Source organism: Variovorax sp. GW458-11-26-14-LB1 (assembly GCF_059423965.1).
Genome location: NZ_JBWKYW010000003.1, coordinates 227,909 through 243,368, shown reverse-complemented (window position 1 = coordinate 243,368; position 15,460 = coordinate 227,909). Strand labels below are relative to the sequence as shown.

At 68.2% G+C, this 15,460-nt stretch carries 13 protein-coding genes; 12 read left to right on the top strand and 1 reads right to left on the bottom strand.

Going from position 1 to position 15,460, the window contains the following annotated elements; translation table 11 throughout:
* Window positions 1-448: 448 nt before the first annotated feature.
* From AC07YS_RS03945 to AC07YS_RS03910, 8 genes are all read left to right on the top strand, one after another.
* Window positions 449-1,423, top strand: a complete 975-nt coding sequence (locus AC07YS_RS03945; RefSeq protein ID WP_495267531.1) for a MurR/RpiR family transcriptional regulator — start codon at window positions 449-451, stop codon at window positions 1,421-1,423.
* Window positions 1,420-2,379 carry an isoaspartyl peptidase/L-asparaginase family protein gene (locus AC07YS_RS03940; RefSeq protein ID WP_307692953.1) on the top strand — a complete coding sequence of 320 codons (960 nt, stop codon included), beginning with the start codon at window positions 1,420-1,422 and terminating at the stop codon, window positions 2,377-2,379. The genes AC07YS_RS03945 and AC07YS_RS03940 overlap by 4 nt, the downstream gene beginning before the upstream one ends.
* A gap of 29 nt (window positions 2,380-2,408) precedes the next feature.
* A complete protein-coding gene (locus AC07YS_RS03935) occupies window positions 2,409-4,298 on the top strand; it encodes a dipeptide ABC transporter ATP-binding protein (protein WP_495267530.1) in 1,890 nt (629 codons plus the stop codon).
* Window positions 4,299-4,363: 65 nt separating this feature from the next.
* On the top strand, window positions 4,364-5,917 hold the full coding sequence (gene gsiB, locus AC07YS_RS03930; RefSeq protein WP_159271648.1) for a glutathione ABC transporter substrate-binding protein GsiB: 1,554 nt from the start codon (window positions 4,364-4,366) through the stop codon (window positions 5,915-5,917).
* Window positions 5,918-5,998: 81 nt separating this feature from the next.
* Window positions 5,999-6,919, top strand: coding sequence for a glutathione ABC transporter permease GsiC (gsiC, locus tag AC07YS_RS03925; protein ID WP_062472516.1), 921 nt, complete (start codon window positions 5,999-6,001; stop codon window positions 6,917-6,919).
* 10 nt (window positions 6,920-6,929) lie between these two features.
* Complete coding sequence (gene gsiD / locus AC07YS_RS03920; RefSeq protein WP_062472514.1) at window positions 6,930-7,856, top strand: glutathione ABC transporter permease GsiD; 927 nt, start codon at window positions 6,930-6,932, stop codon at window positions 7,854-7,856.
* Window positions 7,857-7,879: 23 nt separating this feature from the next.
* A complete protein-coding gene (locus AC07YS_RS03915) occupies window positions 7,880-8,941 on the top strand; it encodes a DmpA family aminopeptidase (protein ID WP_495267529.1) in 1,062 nt (353 codons plus the stop codon).
* A gap of 11 nt (window positions 8,942-8,952) precedes the next feature.
* On the top strand, window positions 8,953-9,771 hold the full coding sequence (locus AC07YS_RS03910; RefSeq protein ID WP_495267528.1) for a M55 family metallopeptidase: 819 nt from the start codon (window positions 8,953-8,955) through the stop codon (window positions 9,769-9,771).
* 12 nt (window positions 9,772-9,783) lie between these two features.
* Here AC07YS_RS03910 and AC07YS_RS03905 read toward each other — a convergent pair whose 3' ends face one another.
* A complete protein-coding gene (locus AC07YS_RS03905; RefSeq protein ID WP_495267527.1) occupies window positions 9,784-11,805 on the bottom strand; it encodes a sensor histidine kinase in 2,022 nt (673 codons plus the stop codon).
* Window positions 11,806-11,903: 98 nt separating this feature from the next.
* On the opposite strand from AC07YS_RS03905, the gene AC07YS_RS03900 reads away from it, so the two are divergent.
* The 4 genes from AC07YS_RS03900 (at window position 11,904) to AC07YS_RS03885 (ending at window position 15,449) form a co-directional block, all read left to right on the top strand.
* Window positions 11,904-12,596: a response regulator transcription factor gene (locus AC07YS_RS03900; protein ID WP_062472505.1), complete on the top strand. Its 693-nt coding sequence runs from the start codon at window positions 11,904-11,906 to the stop codon at window positions 12,594-12,596.
* Window positions 12,597-12,703: 107 nt separating this feature from the next.
* Window positions 12,704-13,024 carry a hypothetical protein gene (locus tag AC07YS_RS03895; protein ID WP_139705889.1) on the top strand — a complete coding sequence of 107 codons (321 nt, stop codon included), beginning with the start codon at window positions 12,704-12,706 and terminating at the stop codon, window positions 13,022-13,024.
* Between the two features lie 254 nt (window positions 13,025-13,278).
* A complete protein-coding gene (locus AC07YS_RS03890) occupies window positions 13,279-15,057 on the top strand; it encodes a nitrite/sulfite reductase (RefSeq protein ID WP_492697007.1) in 1,779 nt (592 codons plus the stop codon).
* A complete protein-coding gene (locus AC07YS_RS03885; RefSeq protein WP_062472499.1) occupies window positions 15,054-15,449 on the top strand; it encodes a DUF934 domain-containing protein in 396 nt (131 codons plus the stop codon). Before AC07YS_RS03890 ends, AC07YS_RS03885 begins: the two co-directional genes overlap by 4 nt.
* Window positions 15,450-15,460 lie beyond the last annotated feature (11 nt).

The following is a 15,460-nucleotide window of genomic DNA, read 5'->3' as shown; positions in this document are numbered from 1 at the left end:
CCCCCGCCGCAGGCGGACAGGGCCGCCATCAGCACAAAGCCGCCCATCACCGCGCCCGCGCGGCGAAGCCATTCCTGTCTCATTGTTTGGTTCCTCGTTCCCCGGTGCCAATCGCACCGCTCGGGATACTCAGGGCTGGCCTGAAGGCCGTCAATGTGGCCATGCAACCCGGCCCTCGCAGTTAATTCGTTCGTTTCCAAAGCCCCCGATTCCCCGCCCGTGGGGATGAAACGACAGCATCAGGGAAATCCCTGAAGACCGTGCCCCAACAGCCCCGGACACGGCGCCCCACAAGGGAAACGCGCCCCTTCCGCCCCTCGCCAAAGCCCCTCGCGGCTGGCCCGCTACTTGCGATATCGCTCGGGAATGACAGAAAATTTTCATAACTGACATATATTTGTAAACTGATTTACATCACTCGCACCCTTCCCGGTGCATCGCCCGCCCCATGAGCACCAACGTCGACACCCCAGGCACCACCGTGGCCCAGCGCATTGCGCAGGCGCTGCCGCGGCTGACGCGTTCGCACCGGCAGGTGGCCGACTTCGTGCTCGGGCATCCGCTGCAGGTCGCGACGCTGCCCATCGACGAGCTCGCCGCCGCAGCCGGCGTGTCGGTCGCCACGGCCAACCGCTTTGCGCGCGCGCTGGACTTCGACGGCTACGCCGCCTTCCGCGCCGAGCTCGTGCGCGGCTTCGAGCCGCTGGTGGCGCCGGTCGAGCGACTGCGCGGCAACCTGGAGCACCCGACCACGGTGGCCGAGGTGTTCGCCACCGCGCTCGACGAGAGCCGCCGCAACATCGAAGCCACGCGCCAGTCGCTGGACTACGCCGCCTGCGAGGCCGCGGTGCAGCGCATCCTGAAGGCGCGCTCGATCTACATCGGCGGCTTCGGCGCCAGCGCCTGGCTCGCAGGGCTGCTGCAGCACGGGCTCGATGGCTCCTGCAGCGACGTGCGCATGCTCTCCAGCGTGAGCGGCGTCACGCACTCGGCGCGCACGCTGATGCATGCCGGGCCGCAGGACCTGTTCATCGGCCTGACCTTTCCGCGCTACCTCACCGACACGGTGGCGCTGGCGCAGATCGCGCGCGGCCAGGGCTGCGCGGTGCTCGCGCTGACCGACCGGCCCAGCTCGCCCATCGCGCCGCTGGCCGACGTGGTGCTGTACGGCCAGACCGAAACCAGCTACCGCCCCAACTGCGAGACCAGCGTGCTCGCGCTGATCGAGGCACTGACCAGCGCGGTCGCCCTGCGCGCGCCCGGCGCGGCGCAGTCGGCCGGCCGCATCCTGCAGGCGGTGCGCCCGTGGCTGCACGGCGGGCTGGGCCAGGGCCATGCGCGCGGCGAAGTCTCCATGCCCTCCCCCCTCCCCGCCGCCGTCGCTTCCGACGCCGGCAAGAAAAAGAAGAAAGCTTCCCGATGAAGAACGTCACGCCCGTCATCGCCATCCACGGCGGCGCCGGCACCATCAGCGCCTCGACCACCAACCCCGAGCAGGCGCAGGCCTACCACGACGCGCTGCAGGCCATCGTGCGCGCCGCGCAGGCCGCATTGCTCAAGGGCATGTCCGCGCTCGACGCCACCTGCCTGGCGGTCGAGATGCTCGAAGACTGCCCGCTCTTCAATGCCGGCTACGGCGCGGTGTTCACGCACGAGGAAACGCACGAGCTCGACGCCGCCGTGATGGACGGCGCCACGCTCGCGGCCGGCGCCATCGCCGGCGTGAGCCACGTGCGCCGCCCGGTGCGCGCCGCGCGCGCCGTGCTCGAGGACGGCGCCCACGTGCTGCTGGCCGGCGCGGGCGCCGAAGCCTTCGCGCGCGACCGCGGGCTGGAGATGGTCGAGCCCTTCTTCTTCTCGACCGACGCACGCCGCCAGCAGCTGTACCGCGTGCGCGACACGGGCCGCGTGGTCACCGACCACGAAGGCGCCGCCATGACCAAGCCGCCGCTGGACGAAGACAAGAAGTTCGGCACCGTCGGCGCCGTGGCGCTCGACATGCACGGCCACCTGGCCGCCGCCACCTCGACCGGCGGCATGACCAACAAGCGCGTGGGCCGCGTCGGCGACACGCCGCTCATCGGCTCCGGCACCTACGCCGACGACCGCACCGCCGCCATCTCGTGCACCGGCAGCGGCGAAATGTTCATCCGCGTCGCGGCCGCGTACGACATCTGCGCGCGCATGGCCTACGGCGGCGCCACGCTCGAAGCGGCCACGCACGCCGTGGTGCACGAGTCGCTGCCCGCCATCGGCGGCACCGGCGGCCTGATCGCCGTCGACCGCCACGGCAACCTGAGCCTGGCCTTCAACACCGAAGGCATGTACCGCGGCCACGCGCGCGGCGATGAAGCCCCCGTGACGGCCATCTTCGCCTGACGCCCGCCCCTTTTTTCCTCGCATCCGCCATGTCCTCCCCTGCCCTGAACCTGCCCGACGGCCGCGTCCTCGCCGTCGACGACCTCACCGTGCGCTTCTCGACCTCCGAGCGCACGGTCGATGCCGTCAAGAAGCTGTCCTTCCACGTCGACCACGGCGAAACGCTCGCGGTGGTGGGTGAATCGGGGTCAGGCAAGTCGGTCACCTCGCTCGCGCTGATGCGGCTGGTGGAACACGGCGGTGGCCGCATCCTCGGCGGCAGCATGGCCTTCCGCCGGCGCAACGGCGAGGTGCTCGACCTAGCGCAGGCGCGCGACAGCACGATGCGTGGCATCCGCGGCGCCGACATCGCGATGATCTTCCAGGAGCCGATGACCTCGCTGAACCCGGTGTTCACCGCCGGCGACCAGATCGCCGAGGCCATCCGCATCCACCAGGGCAAGAGCAATGCGGCGGCGCGCGCCGAGGCGCTGCGCATGCTCGAACTGGTGCGCATCCCCGAAGCGCGCAACGTGCTCGACCGCTTTCCGCACCAGCTGTCGGGCGGCATGCGCCAGCGCGTGATGATCGCGATGGCGCTGTCGTGCAAGCCGCAGCTGCTGATCGCCGACGAGCCCACCACTGCGCTCGACGTGACGATCCAGGCGCAGATCCTCCAGCTCATCCGCGAGCTGCAGAAAGAGATGCGCATGGGCGTGCTCTTCATCACGCACGACATGGGCGTGGTGGCCGAAATCGCCGACCGCGTGCTCGTGATGTACCGCGGCGACAAGGTGGAAGCGGGCAGCTCCGACACCGTGTTCGCCTCGCCGCAGCACCCCTACACCCGGGCGCTGCTGTCGGCCGTGCCCAAGCTCGGCGCGATGCAGGGCACCGACCTGCCGGCCAAGTTCGAGCTCCTTCGTACCGAATCCGGCACCGAAGACAGCACCGACACCGTGCCCTGCACGAACACCACGCCGCAGACCACCGTGCGCGCAGACGCCGGCCCGATCCTGCGCGTGCGCGACCTCGTGACGCGCTTCGACGTGCGCAGCGGCATCTTCGGACGCGTGAAGCGCCGCGTGCATGCGGTGGAAAAGATCAGCTTCGACCTCTACCCCGGCGAGACGCTGGCGCTGGTCGGCGAATCGGGCTGCGGCAAGTCGACCACGGGCCGCTCGCTGCTGCGCCTGGTCGAGAGCCAAAGCGGCGCGATCGAGTTCGGCGGCAAGAACATCCGCGAGCTGCCCACGCGCGAGCTGCAGGCGCTGCGCCGCAACATCCAGTTCATCTTCCAGGACCCGTTCGCTTCGCTCGATCCGCGCGTGACGGTGGGCTTCTCGATCATGGAGCCGCTGCTCATCCACGGCATCGCCAAGGGCGCCGAGGCGCAGCAGCGCGTCGACTGGCTGCTGCAGAAGGTCGGCCTGCCGCCCGAGGTGGCGCAGCGCTATCCGCATGAGTTCTCGGGCGGCCAGCGCCAGCGCATCGCGATCGCGCGTGCGCTCGCGCTGAACCCGAAGGTGGTGGTGGCCGACGAATCGGTGTCGGCACTCGACGTGTCCATCCAGGCGCAGATCGTCAACCTCATGCTCGACCTGCAGCGCGAGCTGGGCGTGGCGTTCCTGTTCATCTCGCACGACATGGCCGTGGTCGAGCGCATCAGCCACCGCGTGGCCGTGATGTACCTGGGCCAGATCGTCGAGATCGGCCCGCGCCGCGCGGTGTTCGAAGCGCCGCAGCACCCCTACACGCGCAAGCTGATGGCGGCCGTGCCGGTGGCCGACCCGTCGCGCCGCCACAAGCCGCGCGCGCTGCTCGAAGGCGAGATTCCCAGCCCGATCCGCGCCGTGGGCGACGAGCCCGACGTGCCGCCGCTGGTGCAGGTTGCGCCCGGTCATTTCGTGGCACGGCATGCCATCGGCGGCGCCTTCTGAATCCGAACCGTTTTTTCACCCGCAGGCCCCCTGCATTTTTTCCACGAACCGACTGGAGTTCTTCCATGAAGCAATCTTCTTCCTCCCTGCGCTGGGCATCCGCATTGCTGGGCCTGGCCGCGCTCGCCGCCTCGGGCTCGGCACTGGCTGCCAAAGACGTGGTGCTGGCCATCGGCTACCAGCCGGAAACGCTGGACCCGTACAACACCAACACGACCATCACCACGGCCGTGACCAAGACCTTCTATGAAGGCCTGTTCCAGTTCGACAAGGACCTGAAGGTGCAGAACGTGCTCGCCGAGAGCTACGACGTGTCCAAGGACGGCCTGGTCTACACCATCAAGCTGCGCAGCGGCGTCAAGTTCCACGACGGCACCGACTTCAACGCCGAAGCCGTGAAGGTCACGCTCGACCGCGTGCTGAACCAGGACAACAAGCTGCTGCGCTACAACCAGTTCAACCGCGTGGGCAAGGTCGAGGCCGTCAACCCGACCACCGTGCGCATCACGCTGAAGGAGCCCTTCGGCCCCTTCATCAACTCGCTGGCCCACGCCTCGGCCGCCATGATCTCGCCCACCGCGCTCAAGAAGTGGGGCAACAAGGACATCGCCTTCCACCCCGTGGGCACCGGCCCCTTCGAGTTCGTCGAGTGGAAGCAGACCGACGCCGTCAAGGCCAAGAAGTTCGACGGCTACTGGAAGAAGGGCTACCCGAAGGTCGACAACCTGCAATGGAAGCCGGTGCTCGAGAACAACACGCGCGCCGCGATGCTGCAGACCGGCGAAGCCGACTTTGCCTTCCCCATTCCCTACGAGCAGGCCGAGCTGCTGAAGAAGAGCGACAAGCTCGAAGTGGTGGCCTCGCCCTCGATCATCACGCGCTTCCTGGCCTTCAACATGCTGCAGAAGCCGTATGACAACCCGAAGGTGCGCGAAGCCATCGGCTACGCCATCAACAAGGAAGCGCTGTCGAAGGTCGCGTTCGGCGGCTACGCCTTCCCCGCGCAAGGCGTGATGCCCCAGGGCGTGAAGTTCGCCGAGAAGATGGCGCCCATTCCCTACGACGTGAAGAAGGCCAAGCAGCTGCTGACCGAAGCCGGCTACCCGAACGGCTTCGAGTCGGTGCTGTGGAGCGCCTACAACAACACGACCAGCCAGAAGACGATCCAGTTCGTGCAGCAGCAGCTCGCACAGGTGGGCATCAAGCTGCAGGTGCAGGCGCTCGAAGTGGGCCAGCGCACCGAGCAGGTCGACGCCTGGCCCGATCCGAAGACGGCCAAGGTCCGCATGTACTACACGGGCTGGTCGTCGTCGACCGGTGAAGCCGACTGGGGCCTGCGCCCGCTGTTCGCCTCCGAGTCGTGGGCGCCCAAGCTCAACAACATGTCGTTCTACAAGAGCGACGTGGTCGACGCCGCGATCGCCAAGGCGCTCGTGACGGTGGACGACAAGGAAAAGGCCGCGCTGTACAAGACCGCGCAGGAAGAGATCCGCAAGGACCTGCCGCGCGTGCCGCTGGTCACCGAGCAGAACCTGTCGGCGCACGCCAAGCGCCTGTCGGGTGTGTTCGTGATGCCCGACGCGAACATCAACATCGATGCCATGTCGGTATCGAACTGATCGCGGCTCCTTCGTTTTCCTGACTGACTGTCCGGCGGGCGGTGGCACCGTGCCATCGCCCGTTCGCGACAACCGTATCCCATGCTGAACTACTTCCTCAAACGACTGTTGGGCCTGATCCCCACGCTGCTCATCGTGGCAGTGCTGGTGTTCCTGTTCGTCCACATGCTCCCCGGCGACCCGGCGCGCCTTGCCGCCGGCCAGGATGCCGACGAGCAGACCGTGGCCATGGTGCGCGCGGAGCTCGGGCTGGACAAGCCGCTGCCGCAGCAGTTCGTGAGCTTCTTCACCCACATGGTGCAAGGCGACTTCGGCACCTCGATCCGCACGCGGCGGCCGGTGTCGACGGAGATTGCCGAGCGCTTCTTCCCGACGGTGATGCTGACCATCACCAGCATGGTGTGGGCGGTGATCTTCGGCATGGGGATCGGCATCGTGTCGGCGGTGTACCGCAACAAATGGCCCGACCGCATCGGCATGACGCTGGCGGTGTCGGGCATCTCATTCCCCGCATTTGCATTGGGCATGCTGCTCATGCAGATCTTCTCGGTGCAGCTCGGCTGGCTGCCCACGGTGGGCGCCGCGACCTGGCAGCACTACATCCTGCCCTCGATCACGCTGGGCGCGGCGGTGGCCGCCGTGATGGCCCGCTTCACGCGCGCGTCCTTCGTCGAAGTGATCCAGGAAGACTTCGTGCGCACCGCGCGCGCCAAGGGCGTGCACGAAACCAGCGTGGTGTTCAAGCACACGCTGCGCAACGCGCTGATTCCGGTGGTCACGATGATGGGCCTGCAGTTCGGCTTCCTGCTGGGCGGCTCCATTCTTGTGGAGGCGGTGTTCAACTGGCCCGGCCTGGGCCGCCTGCTGGTCGATGCCGTGCAGATGCGCGACTACCCCGTCATCCAGACGCTGGTGCTGCTGTTCTCGCTCGAATTCATCCTGATCAACCTCGTGGTCGATGTGCTCTATGGCTACATCAACCCGACCATCCGCTACAAGTGAGCACGCAGCCATGACGCAAGCTACCGGCGTGTCTGCCGAATCCATCGTTCCACTGTCCCCCGTTGCCGTTGCGCTGACCGCCGGCAAGGTCCGCACGCCCTGGGGCGAATGCTGGCGCCGTTTCAAGAAGCAGCCCGTGGGCATCGTCGCGGCGGTGTTCGTGCTGCTGCTGGTGGTGATCGCGGTGTTCGCACCGTGGATCGTGCCCTTCGACCCCGAGAACTTCTTCGACTACGACATGCTGAACAGCGGGCCCTCGGCCACGCACTGGTTCGGCGTCGATCCGCTGGGCCGCGACATCTTCAGCCGCATCCTGGCCGGCACGCGCATCTCGCTGGCGGCCGGCTTCCTGTCGGTGCTGGTGGGCGGCATCATCGGCACGGCCTTCGGCCTGCTGGCCGGCTACTACGAAGGCTGGTGGGACCGCATCGTGATGCGCATCTCGGACGTGCTGTTCGCCTTCCCCGGCATTTTGCTGGCGCTGGGCGTGGTGGCCATCCTGGGCAGCAGCATGACCAACGTGGTGGTGGCGGTGTCGGTGTTCAGCGTGCCGGCCTTTGCGCGCCTGGTGCGCGGCAACACGCTGGTGCTCAAGCAACAGACCTACATCGAGGCCGAGCGTAGCATCGGCGCGTCCGACTGGACCATCATCGTGCGGCACATCCTGCCGGGCACGATCTCGTCGATCGTCGTGTACTTCTCGATGCGCGTGGGCACCTCGATCATCACGGCGGCCAGCCTCTCGTTCCTGGGCATGGGCGCGCAACCGCCGACGCCCGAGTGGGGCGCGATGCTCAACGAAGCCCGCGCCGACATGGTGACCTCGCCGCACGTGGCGCTGTTCCCCAGCCTGGCCATCTTCTTCACCGTGCTGGCCTTCAACCTGCTGGGCGATGCGCTGCGTGACGCGCTCGATCCGAAGATCGACCGCCAGTAAGCCCGTTCTTCTTTTCTCTCTTCATGGCCTCGACGACCTCCCTGCCCTTCATCGGCACCCTGCCTGCGGGCACGCGCGACGCCATCACCGACGTCGCGGGCGTCACGGTCGGCCACCGCACGCTGGCCGACGGCCCGGTGCAGACCGGCGTGACCGTGATCCGCCCTCACGCCGGCGACCCGTTCCGCGACAAGGTGCCGGCCGCGGCCGTGGTGCTCAACGGCTTCGGCAAGAGCGTGGGGCTGGTGCAACTGGCCGAGCTCGGCGTGCTGGAAACGCCGATCGCGCTGACCAACACCTTCTCGGTCGGCACCGTGGCGACGGCGCAGATCCGCCACTGCGCGGCGGCCAACCCCGAGACCGGCCGCGCACTGCCCACGGTGAACCCGCTGGTCTTCGAGTGCAACGACGGTTTTCTCAACGACATCCAGCGGCTGGCCGTGACCGAAGCCGACTACCTGCAGGCGCTCGACGCCGCGGGGGTCGATTTCGAACAGGGCTCGGTCGGCGCGGGACGCGGCATGTCGAGCTTCCAGCTCAAGGGCGGCATCGGCAGCGCGTCGCGCCGCGTGGCGATGGCCGACGGCACGACCCACACAGTGGGCACGCTCGTGCTCGCGAACTATGGGCGCCAGCCGCAGCTGGTGCTGGCCGGACACGCGGTGGGCGAGCGGCTCGCGGCACTGCTGGCAGCGAAGGAAGCGTCGGAGCCCGAGAAGGGCTCGATCATCATCGTCGTCGCCACCGATGCGCCGCTCGACGCGCGCCAACTGCGCCGCCTCGCACTGCGCGCGGGCGCGGGGCTGGCCCGCACCGGCTCGGTCTACGGCCACGGCAGCGGCGACCTCGTGCTGGCCTTCTCGACCGCCTACACCATCCCCGACCGCGCCGACCGGCCCATGCCGGCCGTGGCGATGCTGCACGACACGCGGCTCGACGGGCTGTTCCAGGCCGCGGCCGACAGCACCGAGCAGGCCATACTTCATGCGCTGTGGCGCGCCACGCCGGTCACGGGCCGCGACGGCAACCACCGCGCGGCGCTCGGCGAACTGCTGCCGGCGTCTTCCCTTTCACCTCTCGCCTGAAACACACGTCCATGAAAGTCCTGATCTCCACCGACATCGAAGGCGTTGCGGGCGTCTACCACCACGAGCAGGCACGCCAGGGCAACCCCGAGTACGAACGCGCCCGCGTGCTGATGGCGCAGGAGGCCAACGCCGCGATTGCCGGCGCCTTCGACGCCGGCGCGACCGAGGTGCTGGTGAACGACTCGCACGGCGGCTTTCGCAACATGCCGCCCGATGTGCTCGACGCACGCGCCCGCGTGGTGCAGGGCAAGCCGCGCTACCTGAGCATGGTGGCCGGGGTGGAAGAAGGCGTGGACGCGCTGTGCATGGTGGGCTACCACTCGCGTGCCCAAGGGCGCGGCATCCTCGCGCACACGATCAACGGCTTTGCCTTCGCGGGCATCCGGCTGGGCGACCAGGAACTCGGCGAGGCCGGAATCTACGGCGCACTGGCCGGCGAATACGGCGTGCCGGTCGTGATGGCCAGCGGCGACGACGTGTTCATCTCCGAGAACCAGGCGCTCTTTCCGCATGCGAGCTTCGTGCAGACCAAGAAGGCGACCGGCTTCAACAGCGGCGTGTCGCTCTCGCCGGAGCAGTCGCGCCAGGCGATCCGTGCCGGCGTGATCGAAGGGCTGGCCGCGCGTGCCCATGCACGTCCGCTGGTCTTCCAGGGCCCGCAGGTGGTCACGCTGCGCACCCAGTCGCCGATGATGGCCGACCTGTTCTGCCAGTGGCCGAGCTTCGAGCGCGTCGACGGCGTCACGCTGCGCTTCAGCGCTGAAACAGTGGAGTCGGCGGTGCGCATGCTGAACTGCTGCTCGGCGATGTCGTCGATGCTGCGCTGACGTAGCGGCTTCTCAAGGCAATGCGAGGCTGAAGCGCACGTGACCGTCCTGCCCGGCGCTGTCGAGCCGGGCGTGCCCCCGGTGCAGCTCGGCAATCTGGTGCACGAGGTACAGGCCGAGGCCAGCGCCCGGTGAGCGCGCCGCCTGGCGGCCACGGAAATACTTCTCGAACAGTCTCGGCACCTCGTCGTGCGGAATCGCATCGCCGGGGTTGCTCACGCGGATGTCCAGCCCGCCCGCTTCCGCCTGCACCACGTCGAGCACGATGGCGCGGCCGGCCGGCGTGTGGCGATCGGCGTTGGCCAGCAAGTTGCGCAGCGCCACGCGCAGCAACCCCGGGTCGCACACCAGCTGCGGCGGCAACTGCCCGTCGTGCCACACGACGCGGCCGTCGGGCCAGTCGGCCACCAGATCCTCGAACAGCTCCAGCAGCTCGTCGCGCTCGCAAGGGCGCGGCTGGAACGGCGTCTGGCCGGCTTCCATGCGATCGGAGGTCAGGTACTCGTCGACCAGCGCGGTCATGCGCTGCGCGGCGGCGCGCAGGTTGAGGCAGCGCGCCAGGGTCTTCTCGCGCGCGGCATCGAGGTTCTTCGCGATCTGCTGCGCGGTGGTATGGATGATCGCCAGCGGCGTGCGGAACTCGTGCGACACCATGGCGACGAAATCCACCTGCGACTGCTTGGCGCGGCGCTCGGTTTCCAGCGCGGCGCGCAGGTCGACCTCGAGGCGCTGGCGCTGCTCGATCTCGCCGCGCAGGTCGGCCGTGCGCTTGCGCACCTCGTCTTCCAGCCGGTCGTTCTGGCGGCCGACCACGTGCACCAGGCGCGCTTGCGCGGCTTCCTTCTCGCGGCGCAGCTGGTCGTAGCGGCGGTTCAACCGCATGCTCATGAGCAGCAGGTGCAGCAGCGTGCCCACGGCGGTCGCGTTGTCGGTCCAGGCGCCGGCCGGCAGCCAGCCCTGGTTGCGCAGGAAGCTCACCATCACGCCCACGTAGTAGATGCCGAAGATGACGAGAAAGGCCCGCGCCTGGCCCTGGTCGCGCGGCAGCAACCACAGCGCGGCGGCGATCAGGTAGACGATGCACAGCATCGCCGTCCCCTGCACCGCCTGCATGGCCAGGCCGTTGGCGCCGGCCAGCACCAGCGCCACCGCGGTGGCACTCACGAGGCCCACCACGCGCACCGCCACGCGAGTGAAGCGCGGCCACCGCACATCCGTGCCCAGCTGCATGCCGGCGAAGCGGATGCCGATGGCCACGCCGGCGCAGATCGACAGGCTCAGCAGCAGGTCGGACAGCCGCGCGGGCATGGCCAGCAGCTGCTGCGGCAGCCCGGCCGTCAGGAACTCGACCAGCAGCGCGTTCGCCACGTAGACCAGGTACCACGCGCTCAGCCGCTCGCGCGTCATCTGCCAGAACAGCGTGTGAAAGGCGAGCAGCATCAGGCCGAATCCGAAGCCCAGGCCGTAGAAGAGGTACTCGCGCCGCGCGGTGCCCGCGTAGACCTCGGGCGCGGCAAAGCCGATGGTGGTCGACATGGCGTTGCGCGACTGCAGGCGCAGCAGCAGCGGCGTGGGTTCGGTGCTCTCCAGCGTGAGCGGCAACTGCACGTTGCGCGCGTCGACGGGCCAGTGCTCGCGGCCGATGTCTTCGCCCGAGTGCACGGCCAGCTGCCAGCGGCCGGTGTCGTCCTGGCGGTACAGCCGCACATCGTCGAGCAGCGCATTCCTGAACTGCGCCAGCCAGCGCTGCTGCGACGCGTCAGCCGGGCGCTGCACCTCGAGCTTGATCCACACGGCGTCGCGCGTGAAGCCTGCGTTCACGGCGCCGGGCAAGGCCTTCCAACCCGGCGCGACGGCGGCTTCGTCGGCGCTGAGGCGGCCTTCGGGGTCGCGCAGCATCGACAACTGGCCGTGGCTGTCGACGCTCGCCAACGGATTCAGCCGCAGCACGCCGGCGGCGGCCGCGGTGGAAAAGAGAAGGCCCAGCACGGCAAGACAACCGCACCGCCACAGGCACCGAGCAAGGCGTTTCATGGGCGCGGATTATCGAGGGCGCCCCTACAATCCGCGCGCCTTTCATCGTGCTTAGAAACGCTCAGATTCCCTCGGCCACCAGCCCCTACCCTGTTCCCATGCGTGATGTGATCCTGCTGGAAGATGAAGCCGTGCTGCGCGAAGAGTTGAGCGAGTTCCTGACCGGCAGCGGCTACCGGGTCGATGCCGAGGCGTCGCTCGAAGGCTTCCACCGCACCTACGACCCGGCCCGCCACGGCATCGCGCTGGTCGACCTCGGCCTGCCCGACGGCGACGGCCTGTCGCTGATCCGCGAGCTGCGCGAACGCGGCGAGCGCCTGGGCATCGTCGTGCTGACGGCACGCGGCGGCGCCCGCGACCGCGTGACCGGGCTGGACATCGGCGCCGACTATTACCTGTCGAAGACCACCGACCTCGATGAACTGGCGGCCACGCTGGCGGCGCTGTCGCGGCGTCTGGGCGATTCGCCCGCCGCGCTGCCGGCCGACGCCTGGGTTCTGGAGCTGGGCCCGCGCCGGCTGTCGCCGCCGGGCTTCGCGCCCATTGCGCTGTCGGAACAGGACCTCACGGTGCTGCACGAGCTGATGCGCAGCGCCGGAGAGATCGCCAGCCGCCAGCAGATCGTGCAGGCGCTGGGCGAGCACTACCTGAGCTACGACCAACGCCGCCTCGACACCCAGATCCGCCGCCTGCGGCGCAAGGTCAGCGAGGCCACGGGGCTGGTGCTGCCGATCAACACCGCGCGCAACGCCGGCTACCGCTTCCACGCCAAGACGCTCATCCGGCGCTAGCCCGGCGCTGTCCGGGCGCCGCTGTGGCGCTCAGAAACGCTCAGTTTCATTTCGATACCCGCCGCTAATCTGCGGCACAGGCAGCGACTTGAGGCACGGATGAAGGCATGAGCGATCTCGCCAGGACAACTTCTTATGTGGTCCCCTACGTGGTCCACGTCAAAGGCCAGAACTTCACTTTGAAGGATGTCATGGTGGCCGCGGACATCTACCGGCTGCGGATCGAGGAGCAGATCGGCGATCCGCTGCGGGTGGTGAAGTGCTTCCAGGCCTGGTCGAAGGAGCGCCACCACGGCATCGAGCACCTGAACCGGACCGAAGCCCGGCTGGCCCGGGAATGGCTCAATGCGCAGCACCAGGCCGACAAGGCCGCCCGGCAGCTGCTGAGCTCGCCGCAGACCCTGGGCTTCGACTTCAAGCTGCGGTAGGCGCCCTGCGCGGGTGCCCCCGGGTTCCTAGAATCCAGCGACCGGCGACCCCGCGCCGGCCTTCGCGCCTTATCCGGAATAAGCAACCAACCGCCTCGCAACCCGCATGGATGCTGGTGAATAAGCTTATCCGCATAAGACGCGAACCAAAAAATAGTTTGTTTCCATAAGGCGGGCTTTCAGAATCCGGGGCTTCTTGCTGGGGCGCCCCGTTGTACGTGCGGCACCGCACTTCTTCAAGACACATACGCACGATGTACCAATACACAGAATTCGACCGCCAGTTCGTTCACCAACGCGCTGCCCAGTTCCGAGACCAGCTCGAGCGCTGGCAAAAGGGCCGCCTGCACGAGGACGAGTTCCGCCCCCTGCGCCTGCAAAACGGCTGGTACGTGCAGCGCTACGCGCCGATGCTGCGCGTGGCCGTGCCGTACGGCGAGCTGTCGAGCAAGCAGCTGCGCGTGCTGGCCCGCATCGCCCGCGAATACGACGAGCCCGAGGCCGAGGTCTACCGCAAGGCCATCGAGACCCAGGGCCTGCTCGGCAGCCACAAGCTGCCCACCCATTACGCCCACTTCACGACGCGCCAGAACGTCCAGTACAACTGGATTCCGCTGGCCAAGTCGGCCGACGTGATGGACCTGCTGGCTTCGGTCGACATGCACGGCATCCAGACCAGCGGCAACTGCATCCGCAACATCACGAGCGATGAGCGTGCCGGCATCGCCGTCGACGAGATCGCCGATCCGCGCCCCTTCGCGGAAATCATGCGCCAGTGGAGCACGCTGCACCCCGAGTTCGCCTTCCTGCCGCGCAAGTTCAAGATCGCCATCACCGGCGCCACCGAAGACCGCGCCGCCACCGGCTGGCACGACGTGGGCCTGCACGTGGTGAAAAACGACGCGGGCGACATCGGTTTCCGCGTGCAGGTGGGCGGCGGCATGGGCCGCACCCCCATCATCGGCACCGTGCTGCGCGAGTTCCTGCCCTGGCAGCAGATCATGAATTACCTCGAAGCGGTGATCCGGGTCTACAACCGCTACGGCCGCCGCGACAACATCTACAAGGCGCGCATCAAGATCCTGGTGAAGGCCGAAGGCCAGCGCTATATCGACGACGTCGAGGCCGAGTACAAGCAGATCCTCGAGCACGACGGCGCACCGCACACCATCACGCAGGAAGAGTACGACCGCGTGGCCGCCTCCTTCGTGCCGCCGACGCTGGCCACCCGTGTGCTGCAAAGCGCCGAGAAGACCGACGCCGAGCTGCGCGCCCACGCCGCCGACGACGTCATGTTCGCGCGCTGGCTCGCCCGCAACGTCGATGCCCACAAGAACCCCGCACTGCGCGCCGTGACGCTGTCGTTCAAGCGCCTGAAGCAGGCGCCCGGCGACGCCTCGGGCGACCAGCTCGACACCATCGCCGAGCTGGCCGACCGCTTCTCGGCCGGTGAAGCCCGCGTGACGCACGACCAGAACGTGGTGCTGCCCTGGGTGCACGCCGAAGACCTGCACGCGCTGTGGCTCGCCGCCCGCGCCGCCGGTTTCGCCAGCGCCAACGTGCAGCTGCTGACCGACATGATCGCCTGCCCCGGCGGCGACTTCTGCGCGCTGGCCAACGCCCGCTCCATTCCCATCGCCGAAGCCATCACCGAGCGCTACCAGGACCTCGACGAGCTCGACGACCTGGGCGAGATCGACCTGCACATCAGCGGCTGCATCAACTCGTGCGGCCACCACCACAGCGGCCACATCGGCATCCTGGGCGTCGACAAGGACGGCAAGGAGTGGTACCAGGTCACCCTCGGCGGCTCCGACGGCTCCGCGCTCAGCGGCGCGCCGCAGGCCGGCAAGGTGGTCGGCCCCTCGTTCTCGGCGGCCGAAGTGCCGGGCGTGATCGAGGCCGTGCTCACCACATACCGCGACACCCGTGAAAACGGCGAAACCTTCATCGACACCCTGCGCCGCGTGGGCCCCGACCCGTTCAAGGCCGCGGCCAACGGTGCGCGATTCAAGGTGGAGGAAGCAGCATGAAGAAGACTCTGAACATCCTTTCGGCCGAAGAACACATCGACGACGGCGACCCGAAGGTCCTGCAACTGGCCAACGACGCCGACCCGCTCGCCATCGAGGTGTGCCTGGCCGACATCGAACGCATCGACCTGAACTTTCCGAAGTTCACCGATGGCCGCGCCTACAGCCAGGCCTTCCTGCTGCGCCGCCGCCTCGGCTTCACGGGCGACATCCGCGCCACGGGCGACGTGCTGATCGACCAGCTGGTGCAGATGGAACGCACCGGTTTCTCCAGCGCCGTGCTCAAGGAAGGCGTGGACGCCTCCGACGCACAGCGCCAGTTCGACCGCTTCGCCACGTTCTACCAGGGCGATGCGGTGAAGACCGCGCCGCACTTCGTGGCCGGCGCCTGAGCAGACAAGAG

What these genes read in the sequence shown, in the direction of transcription:
- AC07YS_RS03940 (WP_307692953.1), top strand. Translation starts at nt 1,420, where the DNA reads ATGAAGAACGTCACGCCCGTCATCGCCATCCACGGCGGCGCCGGCACC.
- AC07YS_RS03910 (WP_495267528.1), top strand. Translation starts at nt 8,953, where the DNA reads ATGAAAGTCCTGATCTCCACCGACATCGAAGGCGTTGCGGGCGTCTAC.
- gsiD (WP_062472514.1), top strand. Translation starts at nt 6,930, where the DNA reads ATGACGCAAGCTACCGGCGTGTCTGCCGAATCCATCGTTCCACTGTCC.
- gsiB (WP_159271648.1), top strand. Translation starts at nt 4,364, where the DNA reads ATGAAGCAATCTTCTTCCTCCCTGCGCTGGGCATCCGCATTGCTGGGC.
- gsiC (WP_062472516.1), top strand. Translation starts at nt 5,999, where the DNA reads ATGCTGAACTACTTCCTCAAACGACTGTTGGGCCTGATCCCCACGCTG.
- AC07YS_RS03900 (WP_062472505.1), top strand. Translation starts at nt 11,904, where the DNA reads ATGCGTGATGTGATCCTGCTGGAAGATGAAGCCGTGCTGCGCGAAGAG.
- AC07YS_RS03905 (WP_495267527.1), bottom strand. Translation starts at nt 11,805, where the DNA reads ATGAAACGCCTTGCTCGGTGCCTGTGGCGGTGCGGTTGTCTTGCCGTG.
- AC07YS_RS03935 (WP_495267530.1), top strand. Translation starts at nt 2,409, where the DNA reads ATGTCCTCCCCTGCCCTGAACCTGCCCGACGGCCGCGTCCTCGCCGTC.
- AC07YS_RS03890 (WP_492697007.1), top strand. Translation starts at nt 13,279, where the DNA reads ATGTACCAATACACAGAATTCGACCGCCAGTTCGTTCACCAACGCGCT.
- AC07YS_RS03915 (WP_495267529.1), top strand. Translation starts at nt 7,880, where the DNA reads ATGGCCTCGACGACCTCCCTGCCCTTCATCGGCACCCTGCCTGCGGGC.
- AC07YS_RS03895 (WP_139705889.1), top strand. Translation starts at nt 12,704, where the DNA reads ATGAGCGATCTCGCCAGGACAACTTCTTATGTGGTCCCCTACGTGGTC.
- AC07YS_RS03885 (WP_062472499.1), top strand. Translation starts at nt 15,054, where the DNA reads ATGAAGAAGACTCTGAACATCCTTTCGGCCGAAGAACACATCGACGAC.
- AC07YS_RS03945 (WP_495267531.1), top strand. Translation starts at nt 449, where the DNA reads ATGAGCACCAACGTCGACACCCCAGGCACCACCGTGGCCCAGCGCATT.